This window comes from Streptomyces sp. NBC_01537, assembly GCF_045040445.1.
Taxonomy (GTDB): domain Bacteria; phylum Actinomycetota; class Actinomycetes; order Streptomycetales; family Streptomycetaceae; genus Actinacidiphila.
In genome coordinates this window covers 8,104,579-8,127,186 of sequence record NZ_CP109392.1, presented here as the reverse complement: position 1 = coordinate 8,127,186, position 22,608 = coordinate 8,104,579, and the positions used below count along the sequence as shown (strand labels likewise).

At 70.0% G+C, this 22,608-nt stretch carries 20 protein-coding genes; 7 read left to right on the top strand and 13 right to left on the bottom strand.

The features are described from left to right. Nucleotides 1-39: 39 nt before the first annotated feature. Nucleotides 40-1,017 carry an aldo/keto reductase gene (locus tag OG607_RS37340; protein ID WP_405733292.1) on the bottom strand — a complete coding sequence of 326 codons (978 nt, stop codon included), beginning with the start codon at nucleotides 1,015-1,017 and terminating at the stop codon, nucleotides 40-42. Nucleotides 1,018-1,172: 155 nt separating this feature from the next. After that, a complete protein-coding gene (locus OG607_RS37335; RefSeq protein ID WP_405733289.1) occupies nucleotides 1,173-1,808 on the bottom strand; it encodes an NAD(P)-dependent oxidoreductase in 636 nt (211 codons plus the stop codon). Nucleotides 1,809-1,903: 95 nt separating this feature from the next. On the opposite strand from OG607_RS37335, the gene OG607_RS37330 reads away from it, so the two are divergent. After that, complete coding sequence (locus tag OG607_RS37330) at nucleotides 1,904-2,311, top strand: winged helix-turn-helix transcriptional regulator (RefSeq protein ID WP_405733286.1); 408 nt, start codon at nucleotides 1,904-1,906, stop codon at nucleotides 2,309-2,311. A 57-nt stretch (nucleotides 2,312-2,368) separates the two neighbouring features. On the opposite strand, the gene OG607_RS37325 is transcribed toward OG607_RS37330, so the two are convergent. Next, nucleotides 2,369-2,758 carry a hypothetical protein gene (locus OG607_RS37325; RefSeq protein ID WP_405733283.1) on the bottom strand — a complete coding sequence of 130 codons (390 nt, stop codon included), beginning with the start codon at nucleotides 2,756-2,758 and terminating at the stop codon, nucleotides 2,369-2,371. A 105-nt stretch (nucleotides 2,759-2,863) separates the two neighbouring features. Here OG607_RS37325 and OG607_RS37320 point away from each other — a divergent pair, with 105 nt between their 5' ends. The 4 genes from OG607_RS37320 (at nucleotide 2,864) to OG607_RS37305 (ending at nucleotide 5,864) form a co-directional block, all read left to right on the top strand. Next, complete coding sequence (locus tag OG607_RS37320; protein ID WP_405733280.1) at nucleotides 2,864-3,769, top strand: helix-turn-helix transcriptional regulator; 906 nt, start codon at nucleotides 2,864-2,866, stop codon at nucleotides 3,767-3,769. A gap of 28 nt (nucleotides 3,770-3,797) precedes the next feature. Further along, nucleotides 3,798-4,181, top strand: a complete 384-nt coding sequence (locus tag OG607_RS37315; RefSeq protein WP_405733277.1) for a nuclear transport factor 2 family protein — start codon at nucleotides 3,798-3,800, stop codon at nucleotides 4,179-4,181. A gap of 155 nt (nucleotides 4,182-4,336) precedes the next feature. Beyond that, nucleotides 4,337-5,371, top strand: a complete 1,035-nt coding sequence (locus OG607_RS37310) for a LacI family DNA-binding transcriptional regulator (RefSeq protein WP_405733274.1) — start codon at nucleotides 4,337-4,339, stop codon at nucleotides 5,369-5,371. A 115-nt stretch (nucleotides 5,372-5,486) separates the two neighbouring features. Then, the gene (locus tag OG607_RS37305; protein WP_405733271.1) at nucleotides 5,487-5,864 is read left to right on the top strand and encodes a signal peptidase I; all 378 of its coding nucleotides are present in this window, start codon (nucleotides 5,487-5,489) and stop codon (nucleotides 5,862-5,864) included. 49 nt (nucleotides 5,865-5,913) lie between these two features. On the opposite strand, the gene araD is transcribed toward OG607_RS37305, so the two are convergent. From araD to OG607_RS37260, 9 genes are all read right to left on the bottom strand, one after another. Then, nucleotides 5,914-6,639 carry an L-ribulose-5-phosphate 4-epimerase AraD gene (gene araD, locus OG607_RS37300; RefSeq protein WP_405733268.1) on the bottom strand — a complete coding sequence of 242 codons (726 nt, stop codon included), beginning with the start codon at nucleotides 6,637-6,639 and terminating at the stop codon, nucleotides 5,914-5,916. 17 nt (nucleotides 6,640-6,656) lie between these two features. Beyond that, nucleotides 6,657-8,192, bottom strand: a complete 1,536-nt coding sequence (araA, locus tag OG607_RS37295) for an L-arabinose isomerase (protein WP_405733265.1) — start codon at nucleotides 8,190-8,192, stop codon at nucleotides 6,657-6,659. 31 nt (nucleotides 8,193-8,223) lie between these two features. Then, nucleotides 8,224-9,915: a ribulokinase gene (gene araB, locus OG607_RS37290; RefSeq protein ID WP_405733262.1), complete on the bottom strand. Its 1,692-nt coding sequence runs from the start codon at nucleotides 9,913-9,915 to the stop codon at nucleotides 8,224-8,226. Nucleotides 9,916-10,134: 219 nt separating this feature from the next. Beyond that, nucleotides 10,135-11,940, bottom strand: coding sequence for an RICIN domain-containing protein (locus OG607_RS37285; protein ID WP_405733259.1), 1,806 nt, complete (start codon nucleotides 11,938-11,940; stop codon nucleotides 10,135-10,137). 21 nt (nucleotides 11,941-11,961) lie between these two features. After that, complete coding sequence (locus OG607_RS37280) at nucleotides 11,962-14,145, bottom strand: beta-galactosidase (protein WP_405733256.1); 2,184 nt, start codon at nucleotides 14,143-14,145, stop codon at nucleotides 11,962-11,964. Between the two features lie 49 nt (nucleotides 14,146-14,194). Next, a complete protein-coding gene (locus OG607_RS37275) occupies nucleotides 14,195-15,079 on the bottom strand; it encodes a carbohydrate ABC transporter permease (protein WP_405733253.1) in 885 nt (294 codons plus the stop codon). After that, nucleotides 15,076-16,014 (bottom strand): carbohydrate ABC transporter permease, encoded by a 939-nt coding sequence (locus tag OG607_RS37270; RefSeq protein WP_405737302.1) that lies wholly within the window; start codon nucleotides 16,012-16,014, stop codon nucleotides 15,076-15,078. Before OG607_RS37270 ends, OG607_RS37275 begins: the two co-directional genes overlap by 4 nt. Nucleotides 16,015-16,090: 76 nt before the next feature. Further along, entirely contained in the window at nucleotides 16,091-17,491 is a 1,401-nt protein-coding gene (locus OG607_RS37265; RefSeq protein ID WP_405733250.1) for an extracellular solute-binding protein, read from the bottom strand. Between the two features lie 370 nt (nucleotides 17,492-17,861). Next, on the bottom strand, nucleotides 17,862-19,013 hold the full coding sequence (locus OG607_RS37260; RefSeq protein ID WP_405733247.1) for a LacI family DNA-binding transcriptional regulator: 1,152 nt from the start codon (nucleotides 19,011-19,013) through the stop codon (nucleotides 17,862-17,864). Nucleotides 19,014-19,315: 302 nt separating this feature from the next. Between OG607_RS37260 and OG607_RS37255 the strand changes: the two genes are divergently transcribed. Next, the gene (locus OG607_RS37255) at nucleotides 19,316-20,713 is read left to right on the top strand and encodes an alpha/beta hydrolase family protein (protein WP_405733244.1); all 1,398 of its coding nucleotides are present in this window, start codon (nucleotides 19,316-19,318) and stop codon (nucleotides 20,711-20,713) included. Between the two features lie 52 nt (nucleotides 20,714-20,765). After that, on the top strand, nucleotides 20,766-21,614 hold the full coding sequence (locus tag OG607_RS37250; RefSeq protein WP_405733242.1) for a PaaX family transcriptional regulator C-terminal domain-containing protein: 849 nt from the start codon (nucleotides 20,766-20,768) through the stop codon (nucleotides 21,612-21,614). Between the two features lie 8 nt (nucleotides 21,615-21,622). On the opposite strand, the gene OG607_RS37245 is transcribed toward OG607_RS37250, so the two are convergent. After that, entirely contained in the window at nucleotides 21,623-22,591 is a 969-nt protein-coding gene (locus OG607_RS37245; protein WP_405733239.1) for a pirin family protein, read from the bottom strand. Nucleotides 22,592-22,608: the final 17 nt, after the last annotated feature.

The following is a 22,608-nucleotide window of genomic DNA, read 5'->3' as shown; positions in this document are numbered from 1 at the left end:
TCTTTTCTCATGGGCACGTTCAGCTTCAGCCACCGTGGGTCAGCGGCCGATGAGCCGCATGCCCGCCTCGTCGTGGTGGTCGCCGGCGGCGGGGGTGAGGTTGTTGAGCGCCGCGAGTTGCCCGGCGCTCAACTCGACGCTGTCGGCGGCGACGTTCTCCTCGACACGCTCGACGCGCTTGGTGCCGGGGATGGGGGCGATGTCGTCGCCCTGGGCCAGCAGCCAGGCGAGGGCGACCTGCGCGGGCGTGGCGCCGACCTGGGCGGCCACCGCGGCGACCTCGTCGGCCAGGCGCAGGTTGCGCTGGAAGTTCTCGCCGGTGAAGCGCGGGTTGGTCTTGCGCCAGTCGTCGTCGGCGAAGTCGTTGGTGGAGCGGATGTGGCCGGTGAGGAAGCCGTGGCCCAGGGGCGAGTAGGGCACGAAGCCGATGCCGAGCTCGCGCAGCACCGGCAGCACCTCCGCCTCGGGGTCACGGGTCCACAGGGAGTACTCCGACTGCAGCGCGGCGACCGGGTGCACGGCGTGGGCGCGGCGGATCGTCTCGGCCCCGGCCTCGGACAGCCCGATGTGGCGGACCTTGCCCTCGGCCACCAGTTCGGCCAGGGCCCCGACGGTGTCCTCGATGGGTGTGTCCGGGTCGACCCGGTGCTGGTAGTACAGGTCGATGTAGTCGGTGCCGAGCCGCTTCAGGGAGCCTTCGACGGCGGCGCGGATGCTCGCCGGGCTGCTGTCGAGAGCACCGGCACCGCGGCCCGTGTGCGACACGAAGCCGAACTTCGTCGCCACCACGACCTGGTCACGACGGCCCTTGACGGCCCGGCCGACCAGTTCCTCATTGGTGAAGGGCCCGTAGACCTCGGCCGTGTCGATGAGGGTGACGCCCAGGTCCAGTGCCCGATGGATGGTGCGGATCGACTCGGCGTCGTCCGCGCTGTGCCCGGTGTAGAACGCGCTCATGCCCATCGTGCCCAGACCGATGCGGGAAACGTCCAGGCCGCCCAGCTTGACGTGCTGCATGGCTACTGCTCCGTGTCTCTCTGTGGAATGCCTCTGAACAGCATCGACTGTGCCCGCATCGGTCGCCACGTGGGAGACCGCGCTGTGCCGGGGAGCGGCGTTCCGGGGTGCGACAGGGCCCCCTACACGCCTACCGCGCAGGTCACGACCGGTCTCTACCGGCCGGTGGTGAGCACCGCGGTGCGGCGTGACCAGGAGCCTTCGACCGCGGTGGCGAGGAGGAACGCGGCGACGTCGGCCCGGGAGATCCTGGGCAGGCCGGGCAGGCGATCGAGCTCGGCCAGGTCGATGGCGCGGACGTTTTCCGTGCTCGGCTTGCCGGTCAGCAGCACCGGGTAGACCAGCGTCCAGTCCAGGGGGGAGGCGGTGAGGATCTGCTCACCGGCGGCCTTGTCGGCGAAGGTCGCCCTGCCGCCCTTGTAGAGGAAGCGGAGGATCGCGGAGCCCTTGGGCAGGGACTCGCCGACTCCGAACGCCGACATGATCACCAGTCGTTTGGTGCCGCCCTCCTCGGCAGCCTCGACGAGCGCGCGCGTGCTGTCGGCGATCAGGTTTGCCGGGTCTTTGGCCTTGCCGAGCCCGAGCGTGCTGACCACCGCGTCCGTGCCGTGCATGGCCTCGGCCAGCGCACGGGCGTCGCGGACGTCACCGGCAACCACGGCCAGCCGATCGCGCGGGGTGAGCTTGGCGGGGTTGCGTACGAAGACGACCACTTCGTGTCCGGCCGCGGTGGCCTGCTCGACAAACAGGCCACCGGTGGCGCCGGTGGCACCCAGGACGAGGAATTTCATCGGACTCAGTCTCCGTTCAAGAGTCCCAGTGACTCATGCTTACGAAAATATAGTACTTCTTTTTCGTAAGCAGCGGGACCATCTAGTATGGGCCCATGAGCCGAGGGACCGAACGCGTTGACGGGATGAGCGTGTTCGACCCGGACTGCACGTCGCGGGAGGTGCTGGAGCACGCCACGGGCCGGTGGGGCGCCTTGACCCTCGCCGCTCTGGTCAACGGCCCGTTGCGGTTTGCCGAGGTGGGCCGCGCGGTGTCCGGGGTCTCCGACCGGATGCTCTCGCAAACCCTCCAGCGGCTGGAGGCGGATGGGCTCGTCTCGCGGACGCAGCAGTCCACGATCCCGCCGCGGGTGGACTACGACCTCACCGATCTCGGACGACCGATCGCCGAGCGCATCTGCGACCTGATCGAGACGATCTACGAACAGCTGCCTGGCATCGTTACTCACCAGCGTGCCCTTCGAGCGGCCGAAGCATCACCAGCGCGGGACACGTCCGACTGACGTCGCACGGCCAGAGCCGGCCGTGGCCGGCAGTGCCTGCGGAAACCCGACCAGGTGTCAGGACGGCTTGCCCGCCCCCGCGGCAGCCGCCAGGCTCGGCTGGAGGCGGCGCGCGGCGTCGAGGTGGTCGGCGGTCCAGATGATGCGAACGGCGGTGTCCGTGGCCTGCCCGTGCTCGTCACTCAGATCGCGGCGGAGGGACTCGACCAACTCCGCTTCGGCCACCGGATTGCGCGGCAGCGGGTCCCGGACGGGGGTGGCTTGGCCCAGGTCGGCGGCCAGGTCCCGGTACCAGCCGGACACCCGGCCTACAGCGCCCAGGAGGACGCGGCGCGCCTCGGTCCGGTCCTCCGGCTGGGCCTGCTGCTCGCCGGCGCGCTGCCACAGGCCCAGCACCGCGTCCGCCGCGAGGCGCAGGCCCACGATGCCGGTGACCAGGGTGGTCATCTCGGCCAGGGGCACCGGTTTCGGGCCGCGTTCGGCAAGGTAGCTGCGGAAGGCGTGCCCCCTACACGCCCGCCGCGCAGGTCACGGCGCTGCAACACTGAAGGCATGACCAGTGAGCAGCAGGGCGTCAGCGGCGGCACGGAGCTGGGTCGCTTCCTGAGCGCCCGCCGGGCCCGGGTGACCCCCGAGGAGGTCGGCCTGGCGGCCGGCTCCGGCCTGCGCCGTACGCCCGGGTTGCGCCGCGAGGAACTGGCCACCCTGGCCGGGATCAGCATGGACTACTACGTCCGTCTGGAACGCGGCAAGGAGACCCGTCCCAGCCCGTCCGTCGTCGATGCCCTGGCCCGCGCTCTGCTGCTGGAGGAGGACGAGCACGAGCACCTGCGCAGCCTGGCCGCGCGCGCCGCCCGCACCACACCGGAACCGCCGTCGGCGCCCAGCCGCACGGTGCGGCCCGGGGTCAAGCTGCTGCTGGAGAGCCTGCGGCCCAACCCCTCCTACGTGGTCAGCCGCACCAACGACCTGCTCGCCCACAACCCGGCCGGGCTTCGGCTGTTCGCCGGGATCGAGGAATGGCCGGTCAAGCAGCGCAACGTCGCACGCTACGTCTTCCTCCACCCCGCGGCCCGCGAGGTGCTCGACGACTGGGAGATCTCACTGCGCGGCTGCGTGGCCCGCCTGCGCGCCCTCGCCGGCACCGACCCGGACGCCCCCGACCTGACCCGGCTCGTCGGCGAACTCCTCCTCAAGAGCCCGGAGTTCGTCCGCCTGTGGGAACGCTACGACGTCCGGGGAAACACCCAGGGCCGCAAGACCTACCACCACCCGGAGGTCGGCACCCTCACCCTGGGCTACCAGTCCATGCAGCTGGAAGGCACCCCTGGGCACCGCCTGGTCACGCACTACGCCGAACCCGGCACCCCCGAACACGACGCGATACTCCTCCTCGACATGGCCGCGCACGAACACTCCCCGAACGGTGCGGCACGCAGGAACACCCCGGCCGCCTGACGCCGCCACCAGGACAACAGGAGTCACCGTGGACGCATCCCCCGACCAGAGCGCTCGCGAGGAGGTCATCAAGGCCTACCGCGCCTTCCTGCAGGCGATGACCGACGGCGATACCGACGCGCTCGACGACATGCTCGACCACGGCTTCACCCTGACCCACATCACCGGGTACGTGCAGCCCAAGGCCGAGTGGCTGTCGCAGATGCGGACCGGACAGTTCGTCTACCACGGGATCGAGGAGAAGAGCGTGACCGCCGGAGTCACGGGCGACACAGCCCGCCTGGTCGGCCGGATCGTCACGGACGCGACGGTCTACGGCACGCACGCGAACTGGCCGCTGCGACTGACCATGGACTACACCCGCGAGAGTGGCACCTGGACCGCGCTCCGCTCAGTCGCCTCGACCTGGTGATCCGTCCATCGCAGAGTGGGGCGGTGCGCTCCATGAGCGCTGCAGGATCTCCTGTCCTCGCATGGGGTTACGGTTGTGTTGTGTATGACAGCGCAGTCAGTCACAACGACCTCTGACATCATGGGGCTCGGACGTGCGGCAGCCCGGGAGGCACCATGGCGCGAGGGACAGGACGGGGCGGAAGCTCCGCCGCGCCGCGCAGTGTGGATGTGGCCCAACTGGCGGGGGTCTCGCAGAAGACCGTGTCCAGGGTCTTCAACAATGAGCCGTACGTCTCCGCCGAGGTACGCCAACGCGTCCTCGATGCCGCCGGGGAACTCGGTTACCGGCTGAACAACGCAGCCCGGGCGCTGGCCTCCGGGCGGACCCGCACCATCGGCGTGGTGACGCTCGGGACTGCCTTGTACGGGCCCGCCTCGCTGCTTCTGGGCATCGAGCGAGCCGCCCGGGACACCGGTTACGCGCTCCGCGTGGTCAACACGCTCGAAGGCGACCCGGGCGGTATTGCCGGTGCCGTGGAGGCACTTCTCGAGCAGGGCGTGGACGGCATCGTCGTCTCCGAGCCGATCGACGAGGGAGCGGTCTCCATCCCCGTCGACGTGCCGGTCCTTGTCCTCGGCGCTCCACCCGCCTTCGACGGACCCCGGGCGGTGTCCGCAGGGGTGGGCGCCGACCTGCTGGCGCGCGCGGCTACCGAGCATCTGCTGGATCTGGGACACGCCACCGTCCATCACCTTGCCGGTCCGCAGCGGTGGTACGCCGCCAGGGACCGTCTTGAGGGATGGCGAGCGGCACTGGCGGCACATGGCAGGAGTGAACCGCCCGTCGTCGAGGGCGACTGGTCGGCCGCGTCCGGATATGCGGCAGGCCTCGATCTGGCTTCCGACCGGGACGTGACCGCGGTGTTCGCCGCGAACGACGACATGGCCATCGGTCTGATCCGCGCACTGGTGGAAGCCGGCCGGCGCGTGCCGGACGAGGTCAGCGTCGTCGGTTTCGACGACATCCCGGTCGCCGCCTACGTGGCTCCTCCCCTGACCACGGTGCGGCAGCCGTTCGACGCCGTGGCGCAGGAAGGACTCAAGCTTCTTGTGCACGCCATCGAGAACCCGCAGGCAGACCCGCTGCTGGCGAGCGACCCACCGGTCGAGCTCGTCGTCCGCGCCTCGACCGCTCCCCCGCCCGACTGAAAGGCGCGTTTCTTCTTGAGTGAAGAAGAATTCCTCAATGGTCGGGCATTACGGCGTGGGCCTTTCGTGGCATTGATGGACCGCTTTTCCCGTGCGGCTGCTAGAGTCCGGGCGCATGGACGGCAGCGTGTACGTGGGTAATGCGGGCAAGGACGCGGCGTTGGACCGAGGATGGATTCTCGGGCACTTCAAGGACCTCGATGACCCTCGCCACAGCGAGGAAGTAGAGGTCAAGTGGGGTGTTCACCCGCGTGCCGACGAACGGCTGGAGTGGGTGAGGGGTGAGGAACGGACGACTCTCCTGGTGCTCATCAGTGGCCGGTTCCGCGTGGAATTCCCGGAACGCAGCGTTCTTCTGGAGCGGCAAGGGGATTACGTCGTGTGGGGTCGCGGAGTCGACCATTCGTGGTTCGCGGAAGAGGAATCCGTGTTGTTGACGGTTCGGTGGCCGTCCATACCCGGTTATGCGGTGGATCGGGAGCCGAGCGACTGACCGCGTCCGCCACGGACGGAGTGGTTCCGTCCGTGGCGGACGCGGCCGGTCAGACGGGGGCCGACGCCCCCGGGTTGCCGTAGTAGGCGTTGGGGCCGTGTTTGCGGGTGTAGTGCCGGTCGAGCAGGTGCGGGGGCGGCGGGGCGGCGGGGGCCAGGGCGAGGGTGTGGATGGCGATGTCGGCGACGGCTTCGCAGATGATGGCGTGTTCGAGGGACTTGCGGGCGGTGGCCCCCCAGGTGAAGGGGCCGTGGTTGGCGACGAGGGCGCCGGGGACTTCGGCTGCCTTCTGGTCGTCGCCGTCCAGCATGTCCACCATGATCTGGCCGGTGTTGTACTCGTAGTCCTTCGCGCACTGCTCCGGGGTGAGGTCGGGAGTGCAGAGGATGGGGCCGTTGAAGGTGTCGGCGTGGGTGGTGCCCAGCACCGGTATCTCCCGGCGTGCCTGGGCGAAGGCCACCGCGTGGGTGGAGTGGGTGTGGGTCACGCCGCCGATGGACGGGAACGCCAGATACAGGCAGCGGTGGGTCTCGGTGTCGGTCGAGGGCCGCAGGTCGCCTCCGACGACGGCGCCGTCGGACAGGCGTACCGTCACCAGGTGGTCGATGGTGAGGTCCTCGTAGGGGACTCCGGAGGGCTTGATGACGAAGACCCCTGCTTCCCGGTCTATCCCGCTCACATTGCCCCAGGTCAGGGTGGCGAGGCCGACCTGGGGGATGGCCAGGTTCGCCTCCAGTACCTCCTGCCGCAGGGCGTCGCGGTCGGTGCCGGTCATCAGGTCTCTCCTTGGGGTCACAGGGCCTGGGCCAGGCGGTGGTAGGCGGCGTTCCACCTGATCTCCTTGGCGAGCTGTCCGGCGGTGGTGTTCTCGTCGATGGTGAGCAGTTCGACGCCGGTCATGGAGGCGTAGTCGGTCAGGGTCTCGATGTCGACGGCCGCGCTGAGCACGGTGTGGTGGGGGGCGCCGCTGAGCAGCCAGCTCTCGGCGGATTCGGCCAGGGAGGGGCGTGGCTTCCAGACGGCCCTGGCCACCGGGAGGCTGCGCAGCGGTTCGCTGGGGGTGATGACGTCCACGGCGTTGGCGGTCAGCCGGAACCGGTCGCCGAGGTCTGCCAGGCCGACGACCAGGGCGGGGCCGGGGGTGGCGTCGAAGATCAGCCGGACGGGGTCCTCGCGGCCGCCGATCGACAGCGGGTGGATCTCGCAGCGGGGGCGGCCGGCGGCCACGGACGGGCAGACCTCCAGCATGTGCGCGCCGAGGATGCGCGGGGTGCCCGGGCCCAGGTGGTAGGTGTAGTCCTCCATGAAGGTGGTGCCGCCGGGCCGTCCCAGGCCCATGACCTTCATGGTCCGCAGCAGCGCGGAGGTCTTCCAGTCGCCCTCGCCGCCGAATCCGTAACCGTCGGCCATGAGCCGCTGGACGGCCAGGCCGGGCAGCTGGCGCAGGCCGCCCAGGTCCTCGAAGTTGGTGGTGAACGCGGTGAAGCCGCCGTCGGTGAGGAAGGCGCGCATGCCGAGTTCCAGGCGGGCGGCGTACAGCAGCGAGTCGTGGCGGTCGCCGCCCGGGCGCAGTACGGGGGCGAGTTCGTACAGCTGCGCGTAGGTGGCGGCGAGTTCGGCCGTTTCCTTGTCGGTGACGGCGTCCACGATGGCGACCAGGTCGTTGACCGCGTAGGTGTTCACGGAGAACCCGAACCGCATCTGCGCCTCGACCTTGTCCCCTTCGGTCACCGCGACGTCGCGCATGTTGTCGCCGAACCGCGCCAGGCGCAGGGAGCGTGCCGCGCTGCGACCGGCGGCGGCGCGGGACCAGGCCGCGATGCGCCTGACGACCCTGGGGTCGGTGGCGTGACCGGCGACGATCTTGCGTTCGACGCCGAGCCGCGCTTCGATGTGGGCGAACTCGCGGTCGCCGTGGGCGGCCTGGTTGAGGTTCATGAAGTCCATGTCGATGCTCGACCAGGGCAGCGACAGGTTGTACTGGGTGTGCAGGTGCAGGACCGGGCGGTCCAGGACGCTGAGCCCGGCGATCCACATCTTGGCGGGTGAGAAGGTGTGCATCCACACGATCACCCCGACGCAGGCGTCGGAGGCGTTGGCCTCCTGGCACAGCCTGCGGATCGACTCGGCCTCGGTGAGAACCGGCTTCCACACGATCCGCATCGGGATCTCCGGCGTGGAGCCGAGGATCTCGGCGATCTGCCGGGACTGGTCGGCGACTTGGCGCAGCGTGTCGTCACCGTAGAGGCCCTGGCTGCCGGTGAGAAACCAGATCTCCCGGTCCGGATGGGCGGGGGCAGGGGCGGGGGCGGGGGTGGGGGTTGTCATGGTGCTGTCCTTTCGGGGCAGACGGGGCGCGTCAGGCGGATGGTGTGGCGGACGCCTGGGAGCGGATTCGGCGCAGGCGGTGCATGACCTCGTTGGCGCCCCTGCCGAAGTAGTCGTGCAGCAGCCGGTACTCCGCGTACAGGCGGTCGTACGCCACGGCGCGCTCGGGGTCGGGCAGGTGGACGCCGCGGTGGACCTTGCCCATGGCGCCGGCAGCGGCCCGGATGTCGGCGTACGCCCCGGCCGCGACGGCGGCGTGCATGGCCGCCCCGAGAGCGGGGCCCTGCGCGGAGTCGATGACGCTGAGCGGACGGCGGGTGATGTCGGCGTAGATCTGCATGAGCAGGGCGTTCTTGGTCAGGCCGCCCGCGATGATCAGTTCCCGGACCGGTACGCCGGCGGTCTCGAAGGCCTCGATGATGGTGCGGGTGCCGAACGCGGTCGCCTCCAGCAGCGCGCGGTAGACCTCCTCGGGGCGGGTGGACAGCGTCAGCCCCACCAGCACACCGCTGAGGTCGTGGTCGACCAGGACCGACCGGTTGCCGCTGTGCCAGTCCAGGGCGATCAGACCGTGCTCCCCCACCTCCTGCTCGGCCGCCAGCGCGGTGAGGTGCTCGTGCGCGTCGCGGCCCGCTGCGGCGGCGTCCTGGGCGTACGAGGCGGGGAACCCGGTACGGACGAACCAGCCGAAGATGTCACCGACGCCACTCTGCCCGGCCTCGTATCCCCACAGGCCCGGCAGGATGCCGCCGTCCACGACACCGCACATGCCCGGCACTTCGGCCCACTGGTCAGAACTCATCACATGGCAGGTCGAGGTCCCCATGATGGCGACCATCTGCCCCGGCTCCACCGCGGCGGCCGCGGGCGCCGTCACATGGGCGTCGACATTGCCCACGCACACCGCGATGCCCTCCGGCAGACCCGTCCACGCCGCGGCCTCCGCCGTCAGGCCACCCGCCCGAGCCCCCAGCTCGCCGATCGGCTGGTCCAGCTTGCCGGTCACGAAGTCGGCAAAGCCGGGGTTGAGCGCGGCCAGGTAATCGCGGGAGGGGTAGGCGCCGTCCTGGAACTGGCCCTTGTAGCCGGCGGTGCAGGCATTGCGTAGGTAGGTGCCGCACAGGCGCCAGACGATCCAGTCCGCCGCCTCGATCCAGCGGTCGGTCAACCCGTAGAGTTCGGGATCCTCCTCCAGCAGTTGCAGAGCCTTGGCGAACTCCCACTCCGAGGAGATCTTTCCGCCATACCGCTCCAGCCACGGCTCCTTGCGCCCGGCGGCCAGCGCGTTGATGCGGTCGGCCTGCGCCTGTGCGGCGTGGTGGCGCCACAGCTTGACATAGGCGTGCGGGCGGCCGGCCAGCCCGGGCAGCTCGCACAGGGGCGTGCCGTCCGCGAGGACCGGCAGGACCGTGCACGCGGTGAAGTCCGTGCCGATACCGATCACCTGCTCCGGCCGCACACCGGCACGGGCCAGCGCCTCCGGCACCGCCGTGCGCAGTACGTCGATGTAATCCGCGGGCACCTGCAGGGCCCAGTCCGGCGGCAGCCCCGTGCCGTCGGGCAGCTCCCGGTCCAGGACCGCATGCGCGTACGCATGCTCCGCCGTCCCCAACTCCGCCCCGTCGCGTACACGGACCACCACGGCCCGCCCTGACAGCGTGCCGAAGTCGACTCCGACTACGCAGGGTTCGGTGCTCGCGCGGTCATCGTGCTCTGTGTTCACAACCTGCCGTCCTTCTGCTGAGAAATCGTGCTGGAGGCGTACCACGGAGAAGGTCCGAGATATCGACCAGCGTTCGAGATTGCGAATCGGAGTTGGGGAGGATTCGTCGATACGAGGGTGACTGCGCAATCATGTCTACGCAGTCAGATGCGACGCGTCAAGAGTCCGCAGCGCATGTTCTGGGCCTGGTCGAAGGAGACCAGGCCCAGATCCGTGGGCCTACTGGACGAGCTCCCAGTCCTGCGAGCCGTCCGTGAGCGCGGTCTGCAGGGTCAGCTGCGCTCCGGCGGACGCACCGGTCAGGTACAGGCTCGTGTTCTTGACCGACTGCAGTTTGTAGAACCCGTCGCTGGTCTTGACGAGGTTCCAGCTGCCGGTGTCGCTGTTGTCGACCCACTGGCCGATCTTCTGGCCGGCCGTCGCGTTGCCCGTCCAGATGGCCGCCGCGCGGCCGCCCGACTTGTTCAGCAGGCTCACGCCGCCGCCCGGCTCGGTCGTGACGTGCCAGTACTGGGTGTCCGGGTTCGCCGCCGAGCCCGGGGCCTCGAGTCGGACGTCGGGAACGTCCGCGTTGCCGATGTTGGCGTCGTTGGTCTTGTTCCCAGTGCCGATGACCTGGTCGGTCTTGCGGTTCACCAGCTGGTAGTAGGCGCCGTCGGAATGGCCGAGGTCGGCTTCGGCGTAGGCGATCGTGGAGGTGCCCTGGTTGTTGAGGATCGCGATGCGGCCGGTGGCCGCCACGTACTGCAGGTTGCGGCTGTATCCGGCCGGCGAGGTCGTCTGGCACTCCTTCCACGTGCCGTCGCTGCGTCCGCCGTCGTTGACCCAGACGTTGCCGCTGCCGGCCGCGTTGTAGACCAGGCGCCCGCCGGGAAGCCTGATGAGGACCGGGCTGCCGCCCGTCGTGAGGGCGTGGGAGCCGGTGTCGAGCGGCAGTGAGTTGACGCCCGTGCCCGTGGCGGAGCCGGTGTAGAACTTCAGCGGGTCGTCGGCGAGCACGTACCTGGTGTTGGCTCCTCCGCCCCAGTACTCGAAGGTCAGCAGCCACTTGCCGTCCGTCGTGCGGACGACGTTCGCCATGCCCGGCCGGCCGCCGCCGATCTCCGTCTTGCCGCCGCCCATGTTCTGGGTCAGTCCGGCGACGTCGACGACGGGGGCGCTCCACGCGGCGCTGGCGCCGTCCCAGGTCTTGTGGGCGAGGATCTGGCCCTGCGAGTCCGTGGCGGTGTCGTTGGCGGGGTCCAGGGTGGGGACGCCGGTGGTCGCGTTGAAGCCGGTGTAGTCGTTCTCGTCGGAGTAGTAGCAGACGAGCTGGCCCTTGTAGACCATCAGGTACGGCTCCCAGATGGGGTCCACCTGGTGGTTCGTGTTGGCGGCCGCGATGTTCTGGCCGACCGCGCCCGCGCTGCCGCCCTGCCAGCCGCCGGTCGCGACGACGTTGACGACCTTCCACGTCGCGCCGTCGTCGGTGCTGGAGTACAGGGCGATCGCCAGGTCCTTGCGGTCGCCGTCGTTGCTCGGCGTCCAGTTCGGGTCGGCCGCCTTGTGCTCCTTGTAGTAGTAGTCGTCGCCCGACACGACGCTGGCGAGGAGAAGCGTGCCCTGCTTCAGGTTGCCGACGTCCTGCGGAAGCACGTACAGGTACGGGTTGGTCCAGTTGCTCGTGTACTTCGCGTACTGGGGGTCGCTGGACAGATACGCCGGAGCCTTGACCTCCGACAGTGACTGCCAGGTCGTTCCGTGGTCGTCGCTCTTGTAGACCGGGAGGGTCTGCTGGTCGGCGCTTCCCGTCGCCGTCACGACCGTGGACTTCTCGAACGACGCCACCAGACGGCCGCTCGGCAGCTCCGCCGACTTCGGGTAGATCGCGCAGTTGCTTCGCCCCTTCAGGCACGGCTGGCTGCCGAGCTGGTAGAGGATCCCGCCCGTCGGGTCGTACGCCTGCGCGCTGACCATGGGTATCGCGAGGATCACGGATGCTGCCGCGAAGGTTCCGAGGGCTCGTCCAAGCCTTCTTCTCTGCATGGCCCCTCCTCAGGGGATGGATCAGGATTGGCTGGTTGCTTCAGGGGCCGGCGCGCTGTCGGCGTCGGTGGAGACGAGAACGCGTACGTCCCAGGCACCGAGGGACAGCGCCGAACCCGCGAAGATGGGGGTGCCCGTCAGGGCGTCGGAGAGGTCTGCCGGGGCGGGGACGCTCGCGGGCTCCCAGCTCCAGTTGTGGACAATGTGGACGCGGCGTCCGTCGGGTGAGGTGCCGGTGGTCGCGGTGACCGACGCGGGGAGGTCGCGCCACCCGCTGCGCGCGGCGGGTGCCAGCCACTCGGCCAGTGCCTGGGCGAGGTCGCGGCCGGGGACGGCGCCGACGGTGGTGACGCGGCCCTCGCCGTGGCGGCGGGTGGTGACCGCCGGCCAGCGGCCGAAGTGCGGGTGCTCGTAGTCCGCGAGGACGTCGGCGTCGACGACCGTGAGGCCCTCGATCCACTGCGTCGCCGTGGCGCCCGCGGGCACCTCGAACGGGCCGCCGGGGACCGCGCGGACCGGGACGTCGCGTGTGAGGTTGCTGAACTCGTCGTACTGGACGCCCGCGGCGAGGACAAGACGTCCGGGTGTCGGCTCGTGGCGTGCCCGGGCCTCGTGGTCGGCGTAGGCGGTGCGCGGGCCGAGGACCAGGTGGCCGCCCGCCCGGGCGTAGGCCTCCAGCCAGACGAGCGTGGTGTCGTCGACGACGTACAGGGCCGGGGCGACGAGGACGGGGTGGCGCTGTACGGCCTCTTGCGGCGTCATCCCCTCCCGCTCGCCGCGCGGGTCGTGCAGCTGGCGGGCGTGGACGATGCGCACCTGGCGGCCGGCGTCGAAGGCGCCGCGGTAGAAGGGGTCGAAGATGCGGTGGTAGGCGGCGGCGTCGGGTTCGCCGTCGGCGGTCGACAGCGGCGGGTACTTCTGCATGAGCCACTTGCTGGGCATCGAGTAGACCATCGTGATGTCGGCGTCCGGCTCCAGCCCGGCCACGAGCGCGCCGGCCGTCTCGAACTCCGCACCGAGACGGGCGATCTCGGCATACGTACGGCCCGGCAGGCCGCTGTGCGGGAGCACGCCGCCCCAGTAGGTCTCCGCGCCGAAGCGCAGGGTCTGCCACTGCCAGTACTCGATCAGCCGCGCACCGCGCGCGACGTGCGCCCAGGCGGCCTGCCGCCACTGGCCGTCGTAGCCGGGCCGGTTGTCCCAGGCGAAACCGATGCTCTGGGCGTTGGTCTCGGTGACCAGGAACGGCGACTGGAGCGACGAGAACATCCAGTCCGCCGTCTGGTACATCGACCACACCCCGGTGGTCTTCCACACCTGCTCGTGGGCGTCGGGAGTGGGGTCGGGCAGCAGCAGGCCGTCCTGCATGTCGTAGTACGGGTTGCCGGAGGCGATGTCGAGGCGGTCCGACATCTCGTCGTCCTCCACCCCTTGGCGGGTGTAGGAGATGCAGGTGGTGACGAAGTGTTCGGGCTTGGCGTACTCGCGGACGATGTCGGCCTGCCAGCCGATGAACTCGGTGACCTGCCGGGCCTGGAACTCCCGCCAGGCGACGTCGTACTGGGGCTGCTCGTTGCCGTCGGGCGTCCACAGGTCGGCCCAGGTGGAGAGACGGTGCGACCAGTAGACCAGGCCCCACTCGCGGTTCAGCGTCTCGACGTCCCCGTACTTCTCCCGCAGATGGTCCACGAAGCGCTGGAAGACACCGCGGTTGTGCAGGAGGTGCAGGCCCGGCTCGTTGTCCACCTGCCATCCGATGACCGCCGGGTGGCCGGCGTACCGGGCCACCATCTTGCGGATGACCCGCTCGGCGTGGAACCGGAAGGCGGGGTGGGTGAAGTCGATCTCCTGGCGGGCGCCCCAGCCGAGGCGCTGACCGGTGGCGTGCTCGGCGGTGATCTCCGGGTACTGACGGGCCAGCCACGGCGGCGCGGCGTACGTCGGCGTGCCGATGATGACGGAGATGCCGCGCTCATGGGCGCCGTCGAGCACGGGCTGGAGCCAGTCGAGGTCGAATCGGCCGTTCTCCGGCTCCCAGGTCGACCACACCGACTCGCCGACCCGGATCACGGTGAAGTTCGCCTCGGCCATCAGGTCCAGGTCGGTCTTCAGCCGTTCGTCGGGCGGCGTATGGGAGCCGTAGGCGGGCGTGTACTCGTGGTAGTACGCGGCACCGAAGAGGACACGGGCAGGCAGAGCCACCATGAAGGGGAACCTCCGAGGAGATGGGAGTGGTAGGTAAGGGGAATGCGCGTTACTGCTTGACGCTGCCGCTGGCCAGGCCGCTCTGCCAGTAGCGCTGGAGCAGGAGGAAGGCGGCGATGAGCGGGACGACCGAGAGCGTCGACCCGGTGACGACGAGGGCGAGCATGTCGCTGCTGGAGCCGGCCCCGCCGTTCTGGGCCTGGGCGGCCCAGGAGGAGAGCCCGACGGTGACCGGGTAGAGGCTGGGGTCATTGAGCATGATCAGCGGCAGGAAGTAGTTGTTCCAGGTCGCGACGAGCGTGAAGAGCACGACCGTCACCAGGCCCGGGGCCAGCAGCCGCAGGGCGATCCGGAAGAAGATCCGGGTCTCGCCGGCTCCGTCGATCCGGGCGGCCTCGATGAGGCTGTCCGGGACGGCGTCCTCGGTGTAGACGCGCATGAGGTAGAGGCCGAAGGGGTTGACCAGCGAGGGCAGGATGATCGCCCACGGGGTGTTGACCAGGCCCACCTTCGCGAACAGCAGATAGGTCGGGATCGCCAGGGCGGTGGCGGGGACCATGACGGCGCCGAGCACCAGGTTGAAGCCGACGCCGTTGCCGCGGAACCGGAACTTTGCGAAGCCGTAGCCGGCTGCCGCTGCCAGGAGCGCGGCCCCCAGCGCACTGACACCCGCGTACAGCACGGTGTTGAGCAGCCAGTGCCAGAAGATGCCGTCGTCGTGGGTCAGGGTCTCCCGGGTGTTGGTCCACAGCTGCGGGGCGTGCGAGAACCACAGGCCGAAGGTGTTGAACAGGTCCTGGGTGCTCTTGGTCGAGGAGATGACCAGCCAGAACAGCGGCAGGAGGAAGTACGCCAGGACGGCCAGCATGGCGATCGTCAGCGGGGTGCTGCGGCGCCGGGCGGCCGGGGTCGAGGCCGGGGTCGCGGTGGTCACGAGGCCCTCCTGCGGTTCGCGGTGAGCAGGACGGTGTAGGAGACGATCACGATGACCAGCCCTAGGAGGAAGGAGACCGTGGCCGCGTAGTTGACCTGCTGGCCGGTGAAGGCGAGCGAGTAGGCGTAGAGGTTCGCGGTGTAGGCGCTGTCGATGACGTCCGGGGCGATGTTCATCAGCAGCTTCGGCTCGTTGAACAGCTGGAAGCTGCCGATCACGGAGAACAGCAGGGTGAGCATGAGGGCGGGCTTCAGTGCGGGGATCTTGATGGACCAGGCGATCCGCCAGGCACCGGCCCCGTCCATGGCGGCCGCCTCGTACAGCTCGGTGGGGATGGTCCGCAGGGCGGCATACAGAATGATCATGTTGTAGCCGACGAACTCCCAGGTCACGATGTTCGCCAGGCTCCCGAGCATCCAGCCGTTGCTGAGGAAGTGCGGGGCCGGCAGGCCCAGCTTGTCGCTCAGCTGGGCGAAGGGGCCGAAGCTCGGCCCGTAGAGATAGCCCCACATGAGGGTGGCGACCACGCTGGGGACGGCGTACGGGACGAAGATGCCCAGCCGGATCAGCTTCGCGAGCCGCAGCAGGCCGCTGTCGAGCGCGAGGGCGAAGAGCAGGGCCAGCACCAGCATCAGCGGGACCTGGATCACGAAGAACGTCGCGACCCGGCCGACCCCTCGCAGGAAGAGCGGGTCCTTGACGGCGGTGACGTAGTTGTCCAGCCCGACGAACGAGGTCCCGCCGATCAGCTTGCTCTGGAACAGGCTGAGGTAGGCGGCGTAAACGAGCGGGGCGAGGAAGAGCAGGACGAACAGCACCATGAACGGTGCGACGAACAGCGGACCCACCGCACCGGGGCGCACGCCGGGGAGCCGGCGACGCTTCGCCCCTGCTCGGCGCGGGTCCTGGCGGGAGGCCGCGACTGCGGCAGTCATCATCAGGCCTTTCTGCGGTTGAGGGCTGTCGGTGGCGGGGTCCCGCGGGGGAGCGCGGGACCCCGCCGGCCGGCGGCTAGCCCTTGACGGTGAAGCCCTGGTTCTTGGCGTACGTGGTGATGCGCGACTGCCACGTGGCGAGCGCGGCGACGGCGTCGCCCTTGTCGGCGAGGGACTTGCCGACGGTCTCGGTCCAGTCCGTCACCACCTGGTCGAGGAAGGGCGGCCACTGGAAGTCGGGGTTGACCGTGGCGCCGATGTCGGCGAACACCTGGTTGACCTGCTGGCCGCCGTAGAAGGCGGGCTTCTGGCCGACGTAGCTCGCGTCCGCGAGCAGCGCCTTGGTCGCCGGGAAGAAGAACTGCTCGGTGGCGAAGAGCTTCGCGCTGGCGGGGTCGCTGTTGAGGAACTGGGCGAACATCGCCGCCGCGATCGGGTTCTTGGTCGCCTTGATGACCGCGCTCGTCGAGCCGCCCCAGTTGCCCGCGCTCGGGGTGGCGGCGTCCCACTGCGGCAGCGGGGCCGCGCGCCACTTGCCCGCGGTGGACTTGGCCGAGCCGGCGAGGAAGACCGGGCCCCAGGCGGCGGTGAGCCAGGTGGCGTACTTGCCCTTGTTCAGCCCGGCGTACCAGGAGTCGCTGAAGTCGGGCTCGACGCCGATGACGCCTTCCTTGGCGAGCCCGCCCCAGTAGGCGGCCAGCTTCTTGGAGACCGCGCCGTCGACGTTGATCGCGATGTCGCTCTTGCCCGAGGTCGCATACGGCTTGGCGCCCGCCTGCCACATCAGGCCGTGCCAGGCGGCGGGCTGGTTCGCCGCCATGTTGGTCAGGTAGACGTCCGGGTCGGCCTTGTGGAGCTTGCGCGCCGCGGAGCCGAACTCGTCCCAGGTCTTCGGCACCGCGATCCCGTGCTTGTCGAAGATGTCCTGCCGGTACAGCATGCCCATCGGGCCGGTGTCCTGCGGGATCGCGAAGACCTCGCCGTTGCTGCCGCTGACCTGCGACCACGTCCAGTCGACGAACTTGTCCTTCAGGTCGGACGCACCGTACGGCCGCAGGTCCAGCAGGCTGTCGGTGATCGTGAACGTAGGGATGTACTGGTACTCGATCTGCACGACATCCGGGGCTCCGGTGCCGGCCTTGAGCGCCGTGCGCAGCTTGGTGTACTGCGGGGTGCCCTGACCGGCGTTGACGACCTTGACCTTGACCGCCGGGTACTTCTTCTCGAAGAGCGCGACCTCCTTGGCGATGTTCGGGACCCATGTCCAGAACGTCAGCTCGGTCGGGGTCGTCATCGCCTTGTCGATGTCGGCCTGGCTGACCGGCTTGGCGGAAGCGGAAGAGCTGCCGGAGCTGCCGTTGCCGCCGCCGCACGCGGCCAGAGCGGCGGTCAGGGAGGCGGCTCCCGCCGAGGTGAGGAGGAGCCGACGGCTCATCGGGGAGGGGCCGGACATGGATGTGGACGTGTTTCTGGGCATGGTGAACTCCCGCCAGTGGCGAAGATGACGGCACGCCTGACAAGGGCGTGCGGGGATGTGGTGGAGGAGAGGCGCGGACGGCGCCGAGCGGGGCTCGAACGCCGACGGGGCCGGGTGCGCGTCCTCGTGGACCGGGGCCGACGCCCTTTCCGTGTGCGGAGGTGGCGGTCGCGGCCGAAGAACAAGGGGACGAACCAGAGGCAAGGACGGTATGGGGACTTGGCTCAGCGCCTGCTGGGTTCAGGAACGCCCCTGTGCCGATTGTGCGGCGGTGGCGTCCGGAGGGGCGGGGCGTGACCGGAAGAAGGGGCTCGTCCTGGGGGTCACGCGCCGGCCCTGAGGTCCTGCTGTCCGAACTGACCGGTGTTGTTCAGTGGTGGGTGGACAGGCCTCCGTTCAGGAGCGGCGGATGGAGCACGCTCCCGCGGGAACGGGAGGCGGCACGCCGGCCATGAGCTGGGGCCGTCCGGCTGGGCGGTGGCGCGGTCGAGGTGCGGATGATGAGGTCGATCGGTGGATCGCTCGACGCTAAGGGATCTACGTCCGGGTTCTCGATGGCATGCACCAAACGCCTGAGTCCCTCCTGTGCCACGGCGTCGAACTGCTGCCGCACCGTGGTCAGGGGAGGAGTCACGTAGGCGGCGACCGGAATGTCGTCGAAGCCGACGACACTGACGTCCTCGGGCACGCGCCGTCCGGCCTCCGTCAGCGCGCGGATCAGGCCGATCGCCATGTCGTCGTTGGCGGCGAACACCGCGGTGACGTCACCGTCCTCGGCCAGTTCGCGTCCCGCCCGGTACCCGGACGCGGCCGACCAGTCGCCCTCGACGGCCGGCGGTACGTCCCTGCCGTGTGCGGTAAGCGTCGCCCGCCATCCCTCGAGGCGGTCCCGGGCGGCGTACCACCGCTGCGGACCGGCCAGGTGATGGACCGTCAGATGACCGAGGTCCAGCAGGTGCTCGGTGGCGGTGTGGGCCATCAGGTCGGCGCCGCCCCCTGCGGTCAGCACCATGGGTGCGGTGACAGGCGGTGGCGCACCGAGGACGAGGACAGGAACGTCGACGCGAAGGGAAGCGCCTCCGTTGCCTCCTTCGGCACCTTCCTCGTCGATCGGTTCGGAGATGACGATGCCGTCCACACCCTGATCGAGGAGTGAGCCCACGGCACCGGCCATGCCTGCCGGGTCGCCTTCCATCGTGTTGACCACGCGCAGCGCGTAGCCCCTGTCCCGGACGCCCCGCTCAACGCCCATGAGCAGCGAGGCGGGTCCGTACAGGGCTGTCCCGAGCGTCACCACGCCGATGGACCGGGTCCGTCCGGAGGCCAGTGCGCGGGCGGCGTTGTTCAGCCGGTAGCCGAGCTCCTCGGCGGCGTCGAGCACGCGCTTGCGCACCTCGGCCGAGACATACTGCTCGTCGTTGAAGACCCTCGACACCGACTTCTGCGAGACCCCGGCCAGGCGGGCCACGTCCACGCTGCGCGGAGTCGCGGCGCTCCCGCTCCGCACTGTCCCTCGCGTCATGGTGTCTCCCGATGGCTGGATGCACGAACCCGATGTCGCCAGGACCGCCCTTGACTGGCTACGCAGTCATGTCTACGCAGTCATAAGGCTGTCGTCAAGAGTTCGCAACGCATCCGTAACACCAAATTCGGGACGACGCGGGGCGAGTACGCGGGCGGGATGTTGTGCACTTTCTTGACGACAGTCACGCAAGCGCCTAAGTTCGCGGTGTCCTTCCCCCGGTCAAGGGAGACCACGATGCCCCCGTCCCCCGTCGCATTACCGCCCCCGTCCAACGCCCCCCACACGGAGGAGATCCCCGCATGACGACCGGCACCCGCACCCGTACGGCCCGCCGCACCGCCTGCGCCGCAGCACTCCTGCTCGCCCTCACCGCCGTGCCGACCTCGGCCGTGGCCGCCGCCGCGAACACGACCCACGTGGAAGGTCAACTCCCCTCGGGTGCGACGTACTTGATGGACGTGCCCACCACCTGGAACGGCACCGTCCTGCTCTTCAGCCACGGTTACACGGCCGGCCCGGCCAACCCCGCCCAGGATGCCCCGGACGATGCCACGAAGGCCCTGCTGCTGGAGAAGGGCTACGCGCTCATCGGCTCCTCGTATGCCACCACCGGATGGGCGGTCACGGACGCGGTGCCCGACCAGCTCGCCACCCTGACCGCGTTCACCGAGCGCTTCGGGGCGGCCTCCCGCACCATCGCCTGGGGCAGGTCGTACGGCGGACTGGTCACCACCGCCATCGCCGAGCGCCACCCGGACCGGATCGACGGTTCCATCTCCCTGTGCGGCCTGGTCCACGGCGGCGTCGCGAACTGGAACAACACCCTCGACCCCGCCTTCGCCATCAAGACGCTCCTCGCGCCCGGCTCCGAGGTCCCGCTGGTGAACATCGCGGACCAGACGGCCGCCAACGACGCGGCGAACACCCTGACGAACGTGGTCGACTCGGCGCAGACGACGGCCGGAGGACGGGCCCGCATCGCCCTCGCCGCCGCCCTGCACAACATCCCGGTCTGGAACCAGCCGACGCAGACCCGGCCCGCCGCGACCGACTGGGACGCCCAGCAGTCCAACCAGTACGACGCCGTCAAGGGCCTGCTGAAGATCGCCGCCTTCAACCGGCGGCAGGAGGCCGAGGCCCGGGCCGGTGGCAACATGTCCTGGAACACCGGCGTCGACTACGCGAAACTGCTCGGCCGGTCCTCCGTCCGCAAGGAGGTCACCGAGCTGTACAAGAAGGCCGGCCTGTCCCTGAAGGCCGACCTCGCCGCCCTCAACCGCGCCCCGCGCATCAGCGCCGACCCGGCCGCCGTCGCGTGGATGAGCAGCACCAGCTCCTTCACCGGCAGGCTGACCAAGCCGCAGTTCGACGCCCACACCATCGGCGACGCACTCGTCCCCGTCCAGACGGAGAGCGCCCTGAAGCGGGCCGTCACGGCAGCCGGCTCTTCGGCCCTGCTGCGTCAGGCGTACGTCGACAACGCCGGCCACTGCACGTTCAGCACCGCCGAGCAGCTTGCCGCGCTGCACACACTGGAGGCCCGCCTGACCACGGGCAAGTGGCAGGGCACGGACCCGGAGTCCCTCAACTCCCGTGCCGCGGAGGCCGATCCGACGAGCGCCGCCCGCTACGTCACATACCGCCCCACGCCGTACCTGCGGCCGTACGACCTTGCCCACCGCGCCGACGGCCAGTGACACCGTACGACCGCCCGCCGCGCTGCCGGTGGGCGGTCGTACCCTTGCCACCGTGGAGGACAACGACATCCCGGGCACCTCGGACGGCCCGCAGCCCCGCCCGCAGTTGCTCATGCTCGCCTTCTTCGGCAACCACGTCCTGGAAGAGGGTGACCGTGACCTCTGCGTCTACTCGGGCAGCATCATCGACGTACTCGGCCGCGTCGGAGTCGGCGAACATGCCGTACGCTCCACGCTGACCCGCATGGTCAACCGGGGCCTGCTGCAACGCCAACGGGAGGGCCGCAGGATGTACTTCGGCCTGACCCCGCAGGCGACCCGCGTCCTGCAGGACGGCCGCACCCGCATCTGGAAACAGGGCGCGGTCAACGACGACTGGGACGGCTCCTGGACGCTGCTGGGCTTCTCCCTCCCCGACTCCTGGAAACGCCAGCGCCACGACCTGCGCTCCCGGCTCGCCTGGTCCGGATTCGGGGCGCTGTACAGCGGGCTGTGGCTCGCCCCCGGGAACGTGGACGTCGCCGGCGTCGTCGCGGAACTCGGGCTCACCGACCACGTCAAGATCTTCCATGCCCGGGCCGACCAGGCCACCGACATCGAGCTGATGATCCGCGACACCTGGGACCTGGACAGCATCGCCGCCCGCTACACCACCTTCGACAAGCGCTGGACCGCCCACCTGGGCACGGGGGCCGGAGACGATCCGATCGGCGCCCGACTGCGGCTGGTCAGCGAATGGCTCTGGACCATCCGTACGGACCCCAGACTTCCCGCCCGGCACCTTCCGCCCAACTGGCCGGCCCGCCCTGCCCAGGAGACCTTCCGGTGCGTCGCCGAACAGACTGCGGCCCCCGCGCAGCGGATGGCACGCGAACTGCTGGAGACCACACCGTCGCGGTAAATCCCAGCTCAGCGCACGCGCCCCCGCGGCTTCAGGGGCACAGGCGGGAGTTCGGGAGCGGGGATCGGCGGGCCGTCGTAGCCGTGCACCTCACCGAAGCGGTCGCCGGTCATCCAGGCTTCGCGGGCCTGGGCGATGTCCTCGTTGGTGCGGCCGACGAAGTTCCACCACATGACGATGCGCTCCTCGAAGGGCTCGCCGCCGAGCAGCATCAGCCCGCTGTCGACGTCGGCCCGCAGCGGCAGCTCGGTGCGCCCGCAGCCGAGGTAGAGCATGGAGCCGGCCTCTACGGGCACGCCGTCGACGACGGTGGTGCCGGACATGGCGAGGACCGCGTACTCGAAGTCGCGGTCGAGGGGCAGGCGGGTGTCGGTGCCGGCGGCGAGGGCGAGGTCGGCGCCGACGAGGGGGGTGTAGGCGGTGCCCGGGGAGGCGGCGCCGTCGAGGGAGCCGAGGATGACGGTGGCGCGCAGGCCGTTGCCGCCGTTGAGGACGGGGAGATCGGCGTGGTGCTCGAAGGCGGGGGCGACGTGGCGGTGGGCGTCGGGGAGCGCGACCCAGAGCTGGGCTCCGTGGAGGAGGCGGGCGTGGGGGCGCGGGGATTCCTCGGAGTGCGAGATGGCACGGCCGGAGGTCATGAGGCCGAGCTCCCGGGGCCGTACGGTCTGGAGGCTGCCGAGGCTGTCGCGGTGCAGCACTTCGCCGTCGTGGAGCCAGCTGACGGTCTGCAGGCCCATGTGGGGGTGCGGGGCGACCTGCATGCCGGGCTGGTCGGCGATGTCGTCGGGGCCGTAGTGGTCGACGAAGCACCAGGCGCCGACCATGCGACGGCCGAGGTTGGGCAGGAGGCGGCGTACGACGGTGCTCTCGCCGAGCGGGACGACGCGGCCGGTGAGGAGCTCGTGGACGGGCTGCGCGGAGATGTCGCCGCGACCGCCGCAGACGGTCGGCGTGGGCTTGAGGTCGAGGTTGCTCATAGGCCCGACGGTACGCC

Excerpts from the sequence above, each read along its gene's own strand:
- OG607_RS37340 (WP_405733292.1), bottom strand. The coding sequence starts at position 1,017 with ATGCAGCACGTCAAGCTGGGCGGCCTGGACGTTTCCCGCATCGGTCTG.
- OG607_RS37335 (WP_405733289.1), bottom strand. The coding sequence starts at position 1,808 with ATGAAATTCCTCGTCCTGGGTGCCACCGGCGCCACCGGTGGCCTGTTT.
- OG607_RS37330 (WP_405733286.1), top strand. The coding sequence starts at position 1,904 with ATGAGCCGAGGGACCGAACGCGTTGACGGGATGAGCGTGTTCGACCCG.
- OG607_RS37325 (WP_405733283.1), bottom strand. The coding sequence starts at position 2,758 with ATGACCACCCTGGTCACCGGCATCGTGGGCCTGCGCCTCGCGGCGGAC.
- OG607_RS37320 (WP_405733280.1), top strand. The coding sequence starts at position 2,864 with ATGACCAGTGAGCAGCAGGGCGTCAGCGGCGGCACGGAGCTGGGTCGC.
- OG607_RS37310 (WP_405733274.1), top strand. The coding sequence starts at position 4,337 with ATGGCGCGAGGGACAGGACGGGGCGGAAGCTCCGCCGCGCCGCGCAGT.
- OG607_RS37305 (WP_405733271.1), top strand. The coding sequence starts at position 5,487 with ATGGACGGCAGCGTGTACGTGGGTAATGCGGGCAAGGACGCGGCGTTG.
- araD (WP_405733268.1), bottom strand. The coding sequence starts at position 6,639 with ATGACCGGCACCGACCGCGACGCCCTGCGGCAGGAGGTACTGGAGGCG.
- araA (WP_405733265.1), bottom strand. The coding sequence starts at position 8,192 with ATGACAACCCCCACCCCCGCCCCCGCCCCTGCCCCCGCCCATCCGGAC.
- OG607_RS37285 (WP_405733259.1), bottom strand. The coding sequence starts at position 11,940 with ATGCAGAGAAGAAGGCTTGGACGAGCCCTCGGAACCTTCGCGGCAGCA.
- OG607_RS37280 (WP_405733256.1), bottom strand. The coding sequence starts at position 14,145 with ATGGTGGCTCTGCCTGCCCGTGTCCTCTTCGGTGCCGCGTACTACCAC.
- OG607_RS37270 (WP_405737302.1), bottom strand. The coding sequence starts at position 16,014 with ATGACTGCCGCAGTCGCGGCCTCCCGCCAGGACCCGCGCCGAGCAGGG.
- OG607_RS37265 (WP_405733250.1), bottom strand. The coding sequence starts at position 17,491 with ATGCCCAGAAACACGTCCACATCCATGTCCGGCCCCTCCCCGATGAGC.
- OG607_RS37260 (WP_405733247.1), bottom strand. The coding sequence starts at position 19,013 with ATGACGCGAGGGACAGTGCGGAGCGGGAGCGCCGCGACTCCGCGCAGC.
- OG607_RS37255 (WP_405733244.1), top strand. The coding sequence starts at position 19,316 with ATGACGACCGGCACCCGCACCCGTACGGCCCGCCGCACCGCCTGCGCC.
- OG607_RS37245 (WP_405733239.1), bottom strand. The coding sequence starts at position 22,591 with ATGAGCAACCTCGACCTCAAGCCCACGCCGACCGTCTGCGGCGGTCGC.